Source organism: Chryseobacterium aurantiacum (assembly GCF_003020585.1).
In the GTDB taxonomy this organism is placed as follows: Bacteria; Bacteroidota; Bacteroidia; order Flavobacteriales; family Weeksellaceae; genus Chryseobacterium; species Chryseobacterium aurantiacum.
In genome coordinates this window covers 550,977-565,115 of the sequence record NZ_PXUE01000002.1, presented here as the reverse complement: position 1 = coordinate 565,115, position 14,139 = coordinate 550,977, and the positions used below count along the sequence as shown (strand labels likewise).

Genomic DNA, 14,139 nt, shown 5'->3' with positions numbered 1-14,139 from the left:
TTGTTTTTAGTAGTATTCATGCCTTATGACAAAAGTTTCCAATATATGCTGAAAGAAGATTATCTGTATCAATATCAGCTGAGTTGAGCCCAGTATATTTTTTCCGATTTCATATTTTTTTTGTGCAAATTTGCAAAATAAACTATCAGAAAGTTATATACCTGCTTTTTGGTTCCATACTGGCCATTAGGAAAGTATACCTGCAAAAAACGATTATTATGCCTGAGTTTTTCCACGACAAAAGATTATACTATACCCCGATTGAATTTGCTCTGAGTCATATAGGAGGAACCTGGAAAATGCCTATTTTGTGGAGGTTGCAGGAAAAACCACTTCGTTTTAGTGAACTGAAGAAAGATATCCCCCATATTACAGACAAAATGCTGACCAGCCAGCTAAGAGAGCTGGAAAGCAAGGAAATGATCCACCGTGAAGTATTTCCTGTAGTTCCGCCAAAGGTTGAGTATAGTCTGACCGAGAAAGGGAAAAAAGCCATTCCTGTTATTGAAGCCATTATGACATATGGCTATGACCTTATTCAGGATGCCGGCATTATCTTTCCGCCAAAGAAATAGGCCGTACTTTCCATTTATTTTGCCCCAAAATGATTATCTTTACTGATAAGAAATCTGATTTATCATATCAAAGCTGTTTAAACTTTTTTATTAAACCACAAAAGATATACAAAAGTTTTTTAAACATCTAAGCTATTTAAGTGATATACTTTGTGTGCAAGGAAGGATATTCAAGTTTTGTTGAAAATCAAAGATTTTCATCTTATCTGAACTTAATTGTGCCGTATTTCCTTACACTTTCTAAAGTGCACGAAAGTGTTAAAAAAATAAAAACTTTTGTGACTTTTGCGGTTAAGTGTAAACAGACTTATCAAATTAATTCAGGTTTCTCTTGTACAGATAGAGTTTGATTATTCTTAATTTTTCAAACTTTTCTATAGTATAAAAGGGCTTTTTCCAGTCTTTACAATCAATAAAGACTCCTTTTATCTACTTGTTCCGCAAAAGCTTTACGAAGCTTCTCTTTTTCAAGCCAAAATAATTTTACAACATTTTCTAATTAATCTAAGTTATTAACCTTTCAAATATTTGAAGATGAAAGATAAAGATACAACCCAAAAACTTTATATTATTACCGGCGGGCCGGGTGCCGGAAAGACTACGCTATTGAATGAATTACACAGCCACGGATTTAGAATAGTACCTGAGGATGGACGAAGAATTATTAAAGAACAAATCGACTTAAAAGGCGAGGGGATGCCTTGGGCCAATAAAAAACTATTTGCTGAACTGATGTTTGAAGCTGCACAAAAAAACTACCAGGAAATGATAGAAATTCCTAGTTGGGATCCTGTTTTTTTTGATCGTGGAATATTGGATACTATTGGCTACCTCAAACTGGAAAATATTCCCATTCCTCAAGAAATGGAAGTAAGTGCCCGCAAAATGGTTTACAATAAAAATATCTTTATTCTTCCTTGTTGGAGAGATATTTATGAGAATGATTTGGAGAGAAAGCAAACCTGGAATGAAGCTGTGCAAACCTTTGATTGTATGATGGAAACTTATCTGAAATACGGCTATAATATCATTGAGGTTCCGAAGAGTACAGTAACGGATAGGGTTCGGTTTATTCTTGAGACCATTAATAATTTCGTAAATTGAAACATCATCTGACGAGCAATGAACCATCCATTTGAAAATGAAATAATAAAACTATCGAAGCTGGATCTTTCAGTAAGAGAGAAACTTTCTGCGGAAGGAAAGCTTTCAGGAGGATATCACCCTGAGATGGAAAAAGTTCATAAGGCTAATGCAAGACGACTTCGGGAGATTATGAATGAAATTGGATTTCCCACCATATCCAAGGTAGGGGAAATGGCAAGTGATGCCGCGTGGCTCATTATTCAGCATTCTATTGGTGAACCTGAGTTTATGAAGCAGTGCTATACAATGATGGAAGAAAATATTGATGATATTAATCCGAAAAACAAGGCATATTTGTATGACCGGATTCAGGTGTTTCAGGGCAAACCACAAAAATATGGTACCCAGTATATTGAAACTGAAATTCCTTATCCTGTAGAAGATAAAGAAAACTTAAACAAAAAACGATTAGAAGTAGGCCTGCAACCATTATCTTTAAAAGATATCAACAAAATTCCCGATTTTGAAAATATTCCTGAAATAGAAATAAGAGACCAGGAATATACGAATTGGAGAAGAAAAGTAGGGTGGATCTGACCATCCATTCACCATACAGAAATTCAATGTATTAATTAAATCAAAAATAAAATGGAAATAAAATCTGTAGATTCATTCATAGATTACTATGAAAAAATTCGTTCAAGAACCAATCGGATTATCAAGATTGTTCCTCCTGAACATATTGATTTTACCTATAAACAGGGAAAATTTACCATTGGTGATCAAATACGGCATATCGCCACCATTGAACGATATATGTATGGAGAAACTATTTCCGGAAGAAAAAGTGCTTATCCTGGTTGTGGCAAAGAACTGGCGGATGGGTACGAGAACATTGTGAATTTTTTCAATGAAATGCATAGGCAGACTCTGGAAATCATAAAAGGATTTTCCGATGAAGATCTTAACCGTAAATGTCTTACTCCTGCCAATAATGAAATATCAATATGGAAATGGCTTCGGGCGATGGTTGAGCATGAAATTCATCACAGGGCAGAGCTATATATTTATCTGAATCTTTTGGATGTAAAAACGCCCCAGATCTATGGTTTTTCAGCAGAAGAAGTTCAGGATATGAGCGTAAAACTATAACTTTTTAAAAATCAGTAGCTTTTGAACCCCAAAAATGAAAGGGTTAATTTATATATTCATCTTTGGAAAAATAAGAATATTGAGCAACTGTATTAAAACAGAATAATAAATAAAATAAGATAGCCACAGATGATTCATTCGTGGCTTTTTTCTAACATCAATTCGTAAATGACTATGTATTTATCATAATAATGTGAAAAAATATTTTTTTTGAAAATGATTAATATGGGTTTGTTATACAGTGTTTTGTTGAGTGTTTTTAGGGTAAGTAAAAGAAGAGTTATGATCAAAAGTCGTAGAACTACTACAAATTTTCAGATTGATGTCTGAAAATTTTTTGAATATAAATAACCGCTTTATATTTGTTATACCAACACCCAATTATAAAATAGTATTAACGATTAAAATTTATAGATCATGGTAACAAATTCAAGAGCATTCTTAACCATTCTGTACTAACTTTTCTGATTATTACAGATTTTTAAAATTTAGCTATTTATTTCATCGTCTTTTCTGAAGTTTTTATTTCAGGGTTATCCTTTAGTGCTAAATTAAAAGAAAAGAATGAGATAAATGGAAGTCCGATTAGAATCCCTTTGGGGAACTGTAAATGAAATCGCTACAAAATTTTTAAAGATTAAAAACAATATGGATATTAATAATTTAAAAGAAACAATCAAGCCATTTTTCTGGGTAGAACATGGCAATAGTTTCTCGGTATGCTTAGATGCCGGAAGTTATAAACAGGAAATCTTTGATGCAAGAGCAGAAGAGGGTTTTGAAGGAAGCGGTTACGACTGGGGTTCCTTGGCTCAGGTTTTTTTGGAAGAAAAAAGACCGGATTTAAGCGATAGTATTCGGTTTGATCCGGAAGGGGGAATGTTTTGTGTCTATTCTTCTGATAGTGATCAATTGAAAGACTTTATTCTGGATTTCAAAAAAACCTGTGAAGATGAAAGCGTAATCATGGACTTATTTTCTAGGGCAGAACTGGATTAAACAAGAAGTATATCCCCAGGAATATTGAAAGATAGCTGGCCGTATTTAGACTTTAACTCAATTTATCAAAATTAATTATGAAAAAAATATTTTCTGAACTTAAAGGCTTTGTAATATACAGTCCGGAGCTTTTAGCAAAATACCTTCAGGACCATAACCTGCCGGGTAATAATATTTTGAAATACTTTGTTGAAAATGAACACGGAGATGAGATAACAAAGTCGGGAATTGCCATTCCTCTTATAGGGGTAGAAGAGGGCTATTACTCTTTCTGTATCTCCACCGGTGAAGAACGCATCTTAGGAAACGGAGAAGTAGCAGTTCAGTCAGATGGTTGGATATACCAGACAAACAATAATGATTTAAAGGTTGTAGGCATCGGTTATTTAAAGGATATCTCAACCATTAATGATGAAAATAGCATAAAACTTACCCTGGAGAACGGTTGGTCTTCTATCAAAATAAGAGCGGGAATAAAGGATGGAGAAAGATTATTTGAACTTGTTGCTCAAAAGCATGAAATAAAGCCGGATTTTGGTGGAGATGTGACTACAACCTATTATTACAGTTAAAAAGGTAATATCTAAAGGGAATTTCCATCAAAAGAAAATTTTTGTAAAAAAGTTTTTAAAATTAATTTTTAGAATGACAGAGCAGGAGTTTTTGCTGTTAAATAATAAAAATATTTGATAGTCAATGCCTTTGTAAAGCTATATTTCCAAATGTCCTTTTCAGGAAAGGCCCGTTCCATCAATGTTTTTTTTGAAAATTATAATTTTATTAAAAAATATTTTGTCAGTTATAAAAAACTTTCTATATTTGCACCACTGAAAACAACGGTATAACCGGAGTTAAGGGAGAGTTGGCAGAGTGGTCGATTGCGGCAGTCTTGAAAACTGTTGACTGTAACAGGTCCGGGGGTTCGAATCCCTCACTCTCCGCAAGATGTAACCCTAAGGCATCAAAAATACAAGTCCTGTAGATCAATGATCTACAGGACTTTTTTTATTTGTGTTTTTTTTAAAAATATGCTAAAAAATATTGGTCAAATAAATGGCTTTCAATCTATAATCTGAATTAACAGCTTGGTTATTTGAATTCTTGAACTGTATAATAATCATTAAAGAATATATATGAGTATCTACAATTAATACCATTATCTTTATATCATAAAAATTATTTAAAGTCAATGAAAATAAGTTTGTGTTTAATTGTTAAAAATGAACAGCATGTTTTAAGCAGATGTTTGGAAAGCGCCACAAAATTCGCAGATGAAATTATCATCGTAGATACAGGCTCTACGGATAAAACCAAAGAAATTGCTAAACAATTTACAGACAAAGTTTTCGATTTTGAGTGGATTGATGACTTTTCAGCCGCACGTAATTTTGCATTTTCCAAAGCGACTATGGATTATCAGATGTGGTTAGATGCTGATGATGTTGTTCCGGAAAAATCAGCGAAAGAAATAAATGAGCTGAAGAAAAGCCTGAATGAAGATGTTGATATTGTTACGATGAAATATGTTTTGTCATTTGATGAAAACAATAATCCTGCTTTCTACTCAACCCGTGAAAGGTTATTCAAAAGAAGTAAAGATTATCAGTGGATTGAGCCCGTTCACGAATGTATTCCTTTAGTTGGTAATCTACATTATACAGATATTGAGATTTGGCATAAAAAAAAGAATTCCGAAGTACTTTCTACAAGAAATATAGACATATATAAAGCCTTGGAGAAGAATGGGACGGTGTTTTCTGCAAGGCAATTGTATTATTATGGCAGGGAGTTGAGGGATCACAATGAAACTGATAAAGCGATTTTTTATTATGAAAAATTTTTAAACTCGCGATCCGGTTGGTTGGAAGATATAATAAGCTGTTGTCATCAGCTGGCTGTTGATTATAAAAAAAAGGGTTCCAGAGAAAAAATTCTTCCGACTTTACTTAAGAGCTTCGAGTATGATGTCCCAAGACCAGAAATCTGCTGTGAACTAGGATATTATTATAAAGATGAGCAAAATTATGGTCAGGCATTTAAATGGTTTGATTTGGCCACTAAACTTCCCCAATCGAATTCTGTAGGTTTTGTATTTACTGATTATTCAGGATATATTCCCAATATTGAGGCTTGTGTTTGCTTATCTCTTTTAGGAGAATATAAAAAAGCCAATGAATACAATGAGAGGGCATCTGTTTCAAGACCAGACTGTCCTTCTGTAAGGCAAAATAGAGATTATTTAAGAGGACTTATTTAATTGCTGAAAAATTCCCCAAAATTCCCTTTTCTTAATTTTTTAGGACTCCGTTTTAATGTAGAAATTATTGGATGATAAAAGAGTAATAAAGTTCTTGTAATTCTTTTTAATCATAAATTAATATAATTACCACAATATAATTATATATTTGATAAATAATAAAAACTAATAAGATATACATTAATATGATATGAAAACTACACTTTTCACGCTTCCTTTGTTTCTTGTGAGTTTCTCGATTCAGGTTTCGGGACAAGAAACCCTAAATACCGGAGGTGCTAATATTTCCGGTGCCACAGGAAATGTTACAGCTTCTTTAGGCCAGATTTTTTATGAAACAGCATCTTCTTCTGTAGGAAATATTGCTGCAGGTGTTCAACAGCCCTATGAAATCACAGAAACATTAGGTGTTGATATTACCGAAATCAGTTTGAACCTTAATGTTTTTCCCAATCCCACAACAGATATTCTTAATTTGAAAATGGGATTCAAAGATTACAATAAATATCGATACGATCTTTTTGATGGCAGTGGTAAGTTACTTACCAGTAAACCTATTATGCAGGCACAAACTCAAATTACAATAGGGTCTTATCCTGCTGCAATCTATTTATTAAAAATATCAAAAGATGGCAGGATTATCAAAATTTTTAAGGTTTTAAAAACAGACAAATAAAATATAAAAACTAATTACCTATGAAAAAACTTTCCTTTCTAACAGCCTCTCTGGCTTCTGCTTTGGTGTTTTCACAAGTGCAGGATGCAATGAGTTATCAGGCTATTATCCGAAATTCAAGTAATCAATTGGTCAGTAATCAGAATGTAGGAATGAAATTTTCTATATTGAAAGGTTCTGTAACAGGAACGGTTGTTTACTCCGAGACTCAAACTCAGCCTACTAATAATAATGGTTTAGTAACTGTAAAAATAGGTGCCGGTACTTTGGTTAGTGGCTCTTATTCTACAATAAACTGGGGGGCAGATGTTTACTTCATGAAAATTGAAACAGATCCTAATGGGTCAAATAACTATACCATAACAGGAACATCACAATTACTAAGTGTTCCTTATGCTCTATATGCAAAAACTTCAGGAAGTTCTCTTCCTGGTCCTCAAGGAGCTACTGGTGCAACCGGTCCACAAGGTATTCAGGGTATCCAAGGAACTATCGGAGCAACCGGTGCTGTAGGAGCCCAAGGTATTCAAGGAGCTACCGGCGCAACAGGTCCTCAAGGTTTGCAGGGAATTCAGGGAGTTATCGGAGCAACCGGTGCTGTAGGAGCCCAAGGTATTCAAGGAGCTACCGGCGCAACAGGTCCTCAAGGTTTGCCGGGAATTCAGGGAGTTATCGGAGCAACCGGTGCTGTAGGAGCCCAAGGACTAGTAGGAGCTACCGGCGCAACGGGCCCACAAGGTATTCAGGGTGTTCAAGGAGTTATTGGAGCAACAGGAGCAATAGGAGCCCTAGGAGCACAGGGTGCTACAGGTGCGGGTTTTGCCAATGGTTCTGCATCAGGACAGGTCTATATAACAGGAGCTACGCCATTTGCACCCACTAATCCTGTAAGTTTAAGTGGAGATGTTACCATGAGCGCCTCTGGAGTTACAAGTATTGGAAGTTCCAAGATAACGACAACCAAAATTGCCGATGCTTCTGTTACAGTAGCGAAAATATCTACAACTTCCGGTACAGCGGGTTCTTCCACTTACCTTAGAGGAGACGGGACCTGGTCTACGCCAAGTAGTAGTGGTGCACAATTGTTGACAGGAACAACTACCGTGACCTTACCGGCATCAGGTAATGCTGGGGTATTTACAATGACTGTAAACGGAGCGGCCGTAGGTGATGCAGTTATAGTAAGCCCAATAGGAAATATTTCAGGAGGAAGTTACCCGCCAATTTACACTCCAAAAGTAACAGCAGCAAATACCATAACTGTTTATCTGTATGATGCTGGTGATGCTGGTGGTACATCCTTTTCTTTTAAAGCCACGGTTATCAAGTAAATGATCTATTCTTTTTTAGAAAGAAATTATAATTATATATTATTAAAAATCAAAAAATCCAGTAAATAACTGGATTTTTTGATTTGTCTATGAATGGTTTTCTGCCTATTTTAATTATTGCTTGAATTTATAAGCTAGATGAGAAAAGTGAGATCAAATTGTTTTTAGATACAACTCTTGTAATTCCTGGGTTGTAAATGCTTTAGATGGTAAGTTCTGAACCAATTCTCCTTGTTTCATAATGCCAATATTAGTGGCTACACTTACTGCATTAAAAATATCATGGGTTGCCATTAAAATCGTTCTTCCTTCTTTTCCTAGCTGGCGCACAATCTCTGTAAATTCCGCTGTAGCTATAGGGTCCAGTCCACTAGTGGGCTCATCCAAAAGAAGTACTTTGGCATCTTTTGCAAGGGCTATGGCAATACCAACCTTTTGACGCATTCCTTTAGAATATCCGCCTAGTGGTTTTTGATGAGCTGTTTCCTGTAATCCGGTGCGGAGAAGTAAAGAAGACAACATTTCTTTAGTGTAGCTAAATCCTGCAATTTTAGAGAAAAAATCGAGGTTTTCTATTCCGGTAAGATTAGGATATAATAATACGGTTTCAGGAATATAAGCTAAATGCTTTTTTATTTTTTGCTGATCATTCTTTACCGATATATCATTAATGAAAGCGTCTCCGGAAGTAGCTTTTATAAGTCCCAGAAGAATATTGATCGTAGTGCTTTTTCCAGCTCCGTTTTGTCCGAGAAGCGCAAAAACTTCCCCTTTTCCTACTTCAAGGTTAAGAGATTGAAGCGCTGTAAAATCGTTGTATTTTTTATGTAAATTGATTATTTTTAACATAGTTTTTTGTATTTGTTTTGTGAAAGAATGATAAATAGGCTGATGAATATCAAATAGGGTAAGAAAAGTTGTAATGTGCTTACATTTTCAGAAGAATTAAAAATCTTTACAGTTTGCAAGTTCCAATCAACGGATTCTGCATCTTTTCCTGAAAAAATAAGAGGGTAGAAGAAGAGTCGTTTCTTTTCATGGAAATCTTTCAATGCTGAAGCATATTGTAAATGATTGATCACGTCAGTTTTTGCTATTTGGCTTTCTACAAGCTGAGTATGGATGTTTGGAAAAAAATATCCTAAATATATAGCAGCTTCATTCCGTTTTTTCATTTTTTCAATATACTGTTTTGAAGACTCTGAAGATTCCATATCTCCCATATGTTGCATGGCATAATACCATGTCCAGGTAAATGTGTCATTTTCTTCTACTTTGAACTTTCTGTATTGGGGATAAACTTTATAAAATTTTTCCATGGTTGGAACTTTGGCCTCATCCCACTTATTGTGATACCCTTCTCTTTGTTCCATAACTGCTTTAAGGGATTCATGAGTTGGATATAGTTTTTGAATCAGCATATTGCCACTCATCGGAATAATGAAGTTCATACCTACCCATACAATGAGAAGCGTTAATGCATTTTGAGCAGAAGATTTGCGGAATGAAATAACCCATCTGCATAATGCAAACCAAAATATAATATACAGCCATCCGCTTATAAGAAAGAGGATATAATACCTATCAAAAGGGATTTTTATCCATATTGAGGCTATAGCTGCTAAAATTATATAGACTAATGAGACCGCGATGAATCGTATGCCCATTTTATGATCCAGTAGCCTTTTTAGATTATTGCTTTGAACAGACAACAGTTTCCAGGTTCCTCTTTCTTCTTCCTCAGAAATCAGATTATAACAGAATGCAATAATAACAAGTGGAAAGAGGAAGACTAAAACAAAACTGAAGTCAAAATTTCCAACAGCAGTATTGGCCGGATTATAAAAGTCAGAATTATAACGCTGCTCCTCAAGATTTCTTATAGTGACACCCTGGATAGAGGGATTTAGATCTCTCATACCTATATTTAAGGCCGCCAGTTTTGGGGTCTCATTAGCTAGGTTAAATTTAATGTAATACAGAATAAGGCCTAGATCATCTTTATGAAACTTTGTGTTTCTTTCAATACTTTCCATCTGAAATGCACCACTTTTGGCGATAATATCTTCATTACGATCAAGGAATTTTTTTCCTGTGTAAATTGCCATAAGCCCGGCCAGAAATAAAAATAACAATGCAACAATGTAAGCCTTGTTACGATAAAATTGGGTATATAAATAACGATTCATTTAGATTAATTTTAATTTTCTTCCACTTATTTCAATGGCGATTATACATATAGTGAACCAGATAATTAAAGCAACAGCAGATATCCACTGGGCCTTGAAACTTTCAAATACAGGAGTGTACTGGTAATTGAAGTCTGGAAATTTCTTCCAATTATCTTTATTAATAACCGCAGGAGGACCTCCTTTTTCAGGGGTTACATTACTGATATACTCAATCTGCAAATTATTGAGATGCTGAGCCATCTGATAACGATAATCTTCAGCTTGCTTTTGAAATTGAGTATAAGAGAAAAAATCAGTGCCCGTGGAAATCATTGAGAAATTTTTAATAGCCATCGTAGGATTGATAAATCCAGAAAGATCAGATATCTTTTGCTGCTTGTTGTAAATTTCTTGTAATTCTTTCTGATGCCTGCTGTAGATCTGAGAGCTTATCTTTTCTCCTTCTTTCATAACAAAACCACTATAATTAAAAGGAAGTTTATCAGTAGTTTTTACCTTATAATGAGCCAGTAGGGAGTCTTTTATCTTTTTAAAATGAGGATCATCAGGATTGTGGCTGTCTCCGGATTTTAAAATGTCCTTTTCCAGCTGTGTTTCAAATGCTATACGGGAAGGAGTGGGATATAGGTTTTGTGCTGCAAACTGAATACCCTTAGGCAAAACAATAATAAAAAGAAGCCAGAACCCGATAAGGCTAATAAGCGCTCCCGAGGTGTTTTTACTGATTGCGGAAATAACAACCGTTAAAGTACTGATGAAAAAATAGTACATCATGTAGGAGGGGAGTAAAATCAATAGCCTTATTAGGATATCTGCTCCAGTAGTGGTTCCTGAAATTAATGCGGCCAAAAATGTAACAGGAAATACGGGAAGCAGAAACAGCAAAGAAAATTGCCATAATCCAAGAACTTTTCCCAACAGAATATCTCTACCCGAAGCACCCTGTACACTCATTATTTTTAAGGTAGAATTTTCTCGCTCCTGAACAATTAATCCAAATCCTAAAAACAAAATAATAAGGGGGACGATGCTTTGTAGAATAAAAGCACTACTGAATGCTCCGAAACGAACTAAAGTTCCTGAACTGCCGGCTTCTGAAAGATTTGCAGTATTCTGTTTATGGGCTTCCAGAAATATGACATTACCCAGATAATCATCCAGACCATTATCAAAAATATTCAAGGGATGCCCAATCCTAAAGACAAGATAGCCGTAGTGAGCCATTCGGTGAGGGTGTTTATCCGGCCTTTGTTCCCAATGTTCACGCACTTCAGTCCGGTATTCCTTTACTTTTGAAAAGGTGTCTGTGTATTTGGTAAACCCTATACCAATACTCAGCATACAGAATAAAAGAACGATGACAATGATGAGTAGGTTTTGCTTTCCTTTGATCAGGTCCTGCCTGGTCTTTCTTACGATCAGTTGTAAGTTTGAAATAGCCATAATTTAAAATTTATAAGTAGTAGTTAGTACATAATTTATCGGTGCACCGGGGAATAGCCTTAGATAGTTTTGTGCCCCGATCCAATAAGTTTTGTTGGTGATATTATTGATGTTTAATGCCAGCTGAAAATTAGATTGGGCAGGAGCATAATATAACGCTGCATCCATTGTAGTATAGGCTGGAAGTTCAAAGCTTCTGGTAAACCACGGTACTTTTGAACTCTGATGGAGCATTCCGAAGCCGATTCCAAAGTCTTTTATTGCCGGAATGGCTGAAAAGTTGTAACGGGTCCAGAGGTTGATTGAATTTTTAGAGGTGTTTTCTTTTCTTTTTCCAACAAGATTAATATTCGTATCCTCAAGTATTTTAGCATCAATATAGCTGTAACCTCCGTATACATGCCATTGGGGTAGAATATGTCCGGTAAATTCTGCTTCAAAACCACGGCTCCTGTCCGCACCTCTTTGTATCAGCTCATCCGGCTCTGCAGGGTTATTGGCATTGATTAAAATATTTCTCTGATTAATTTCATAAACAGCGATATTCACAGCTATTTTTCCGAAAAGCTTAGCTTTTACTCCAATCTCTTTAAGGTCAGAGGTTAAAGGTTTAAATCTTGCTGCAGATTCCGGGCCTGTAAGACTGGATGTGTTAGGCATTAATGTGACCGTATTAGATTGTGGCTGATATCCTGTGAGGTAAGTTCCATACACATTGATATTATCAGTTAGGCTGTATGTGATTCCGAACCTGTATAACAGCTTGTTGTTCTGAAAAGAAGACTTATTAGGCTCTTTAAAGTTGGTGGTATCTTGAAACCATTCCTGGCGGATGCCGGATAATATTTTAAATTTCTTCCAGGTAAAAAGATGCTGAATGTATGCGGCATGTGTAGTGGTTAATGCAGCAGGCAACGGAGTGACGATGTTAAGGATATTAAAATCAACACCCTGGTGGTTGGTTGCCCCGGGACTCAGATCAAACGGATTCACATTGGGTTTGGGTATTAATATTCCATTGTAATTGACCGTCTGATAGTTGGCCGCATTGGCCGGATTGTAAGAAGAAACTACTGAACCGTCCTTTAAAAGAAAGCCTCTTGCAGCATTTTGTTGACCGCCTTTACGTTTCTCCCATATTTGACTGTCATATCCTATTAACACCTGATGCTGAACCGAACCAGTTTTAAAATTGAAATTAAAATAAGCATTGATATTATCCACCGCCCATTTTTGCTTTCTCTGCACAAACTGCATCATAGCCAGATTAGAAACCGGTTTATTATCCATATCGGGAACAAAAGAATTGGTAGTTCTGTGTTCCTGTAGGTTTTCTCTCCAGTACTGCTTCATATAGGAGGCATTAAAACTGACAAATTTGTTGAAATGATGGGTTAAACTTCCCATAATGATGAGGTCTCTGGTTTTAAAAAAATCATCCGGCGCGCCAAGATTCAACGTTCTGGGGGTGCTTTTAAGATCTGTTTTTCCAGCAACAGCTCCGAAAATAGGCTGCCCTCTGTCCAAATTTCCATAGAGATCATTAAAAATCATTTCTACGTTCACAGATGTCTTTTCATTGGGAATAAATGTTAAAGAAGGGGATATTAGAATACCACTGTTTTTAACATGATCCCTGAATGACTGGGCATTTTGATAAGCTCCGTTGAAACGATAGAGAAGGGTTTTACTCTTATTTAAAGGACCTGTAAGATCCGTAGAGACCCGGTAAGTATCAAAACTACCCCCTGATAAACTGACTTCATGACGGGGTATGGAGAGGGGCTTTTTAGTTACCATATTAATTGTTCCTCCCGGATCAACACTGGACATGGTAATGCTTGCAGGGCCTTTAAATACTTCTACACGCTCTATATTGGATGTCATAGGCTGTAAAAAATAATACTGCCTTGTCCGCATCCCATTAATAATCTGCCCTTCTTCGTTTTGACTGATTCCCCGGATGTTATACTGATTATAATAACTTGAAGGAGATACTCCATTTACATTTTTCATAACATCTCCAAGCTGGAATGCCTGACGATCGGTAATAAGTTCCTTTGTAACCGTATTAAGAGTTAAAGGAAGGTCTTTGTTTCTCATGGCAATTTTAGTGGCCGCAAAAGAATAATCAGAAGTGTAATCTTTAGACTTTCGTCCTATAATTTCAACGGTTTGTACAACTGAAGATAAAGTATCCTGATGGCGGGACTGAGCATGAAGAATTGATGATGCTATAATGAAACTTAAGCTAAAAAGCCTAACAGGGACTGGGGAAATAAAATGAATTATTCCCGAATAATAAAAATTATTGGTAATCATAAATAAGATCGAATAGGCATAGAATGCCTCATTAATAAAAAGAGATGGGTAAGTGGATAAAACGCTAGTATCCAAAGGGTATACATACAGACTCAAGAATCTGTAT

At 35.6% G+C, this 14,139-nt stretch carries 13 protein-coding genes and 1 tRNA gene; 10 read left to right on the top strand and 4 right to left on the bottom strand.

Annotation, left to right across the window (positions count from 1 at the left end):
• Positions 1-218 precede the first annotated feature (218 nt).
• From C7D53_RS09000 to C7D53_RS20890, 10 genes are all read left to right on the top strand, one after another.
• On the top strand, positions 219-575 hold the full coding sequence (locus tag C7D53_RS09000) for a winged helix-turn-helix transcriptional regulator (RefSeq protein ID WP_106916042.1): 357 nt from the start codon (positions 219-221) through the stop codon (positions 573-575).
• Between the two features lie 534 nt (positions 576-1,109).
• Complete coding sequence (locus C7D53_RS08995; RefSeq protein ID WP_106916041.1) at positions 1,110-1,679, top strand: AAA family ATPase; 570 nt, start codon at positions 1,110-1,112, stop codon at positions 1,677-1,679.
• 18 nt (positions 1,680-1,697) lie between these two features.
• Positions 1,698-2,258, top strand: a complete 561-nt coding sequence (locus C7D53_RS08990; protein ID WP_106916040.1) for a DUF6624 domain-containing protein — start codon at positions 1,698-1,700, stop codon at positions 2,256-2,258.
• A 51-nt stretch (positions 2,259-2,309) separates the two neighbouring features.
• Positions 2,310-2,813 carry a DinB family protein gene (locus C7D53_RS08985; protein WP_106916039.1) on the top strand — a complete coding sequence of 168 codons (504 nt, stop codon included), beginning with the start codon at positions 2,310-2,312 and terminating at the stop codon, positions 2,811-2,813.
• A 573-nt stretch (positions 2,814-3,386) separates the two neighbouring features.
• Complete coding sequence (locus C7D53_RS08980) at positions 3,387-3,812, top strand: immunity 51 family protein (RefSeq protein ID WP_228422267.1); 426 nt, start codon at positions 3,387-3,389, stop codon at positions 3,810-3,812.
• A gap of 77 nt (positions 3,813-3,889) precedes the next feature.
• Entirely contained in the window at positions 3,890-4,384 is a 495-nt protein-coding gene (locus C7D53_RS08975) for a hypothetical protein (protein ID WP_106916038.1), read from the top strand.
• A gap of 284 nt (positions 4,385-4,668) precedes the next feature.
• Positions 4,669-4,753 (top strand) — tRNA-Ser (locus C7D53_RS08970).
• A 248-nt stretch (positions 4,754-5,001) separates the two neighbouring features.
• A complete protein-coding gene (locus C7D53_RS08965; RefSeq protein ID WP_106916037.1) occupies positions 5,002-6,069 on the top strand; it encodes a tetratricopeptide repeat-containing glycosyltransferase family 2 protein in 1,068 nt (355 codons plus the stop codon).
• 190 nt (positions 6,070-6,259) lie between these two features.
• Positions 6,260-6,745, top strand: a complete 486-nt coding sequence (locus tag C7D53_RS08960; RefSeq protein ID WP_106916036.1) for a T9SS type A sorting domain-containing protein — start codon at positions 6,260-6,262, stop codon at positions 6,743-6,745.
• Between the two features lie 20 nt (positions 6,746-6,765).
• Positions 6,766-8,076, top strand: coding sequence for a collagen-like domain-containing protein (locus tag C7D53_RS20890; RefSeq protein ID WP_106916035.1), 1,311 nt, complete (start codon positions 6,766-6,768; stop codon positions 8,074-8,076).
• A gap of 153 nt (positions 8,077-8,229) precedes the next feature.
• Here C7D53_RS20890 and C7D53_RS08950 read toward each other — a convergent pair whose 3' ends face one another.
• From C7D53_RS08950 to C7D53_RS08935, 4 genes are read right to left on the bottom strand one after another with little or no spacing between them, the layout of a single operon-like run.
• A complete protein-coding gene (locus tag C7D53_RS08950; RefSeq protein ID WP_106916034.1) occupies positions 8,230-8,925 on the bottom strand; it encodes an ABC transporter ATP-binding protein in 696 nt (231 codons plus the stop codon).
• Positions 8,919-10,265: a DUF3526 domain-containing protein gene (locus tag C7D53_RS08945; protein WP_106916033.1), complete on the bottom strand. Its 1,347-nt coding sequence runs from the start codon at positions 10,263-10,265 to the stop codon at positions 8,919-8,921. Before C7D53_RS08945 ends, C7D53_RS08950 begins: the two co-directional genes overlap by 7 nt.
• Positions 10,266-11,711 (bottom strand): ABC transporter permease, encoded by a 1,446-nt coding sequence (locus tag C7D53_RS08940; protein WP_106916032.1) that lies wholly within the window; start codon positions 11,709-11,711, stop codon positions 10,266-10,268.
• A 3-nt stretch (positions 11,712-11,714) separates the two neighbouring features.
• Entirely contained in the window at positions 11,715-14,129 is a 2,415-nt protein-coding gene (locus C7D53_RS08935; RefSeq protein ID WP_228422265.1) for a TonB-dependent siderophore receptor, read from the bottom strand.
• Positions 14,130-14,139 lie beyond the last annotated feature (10 nt).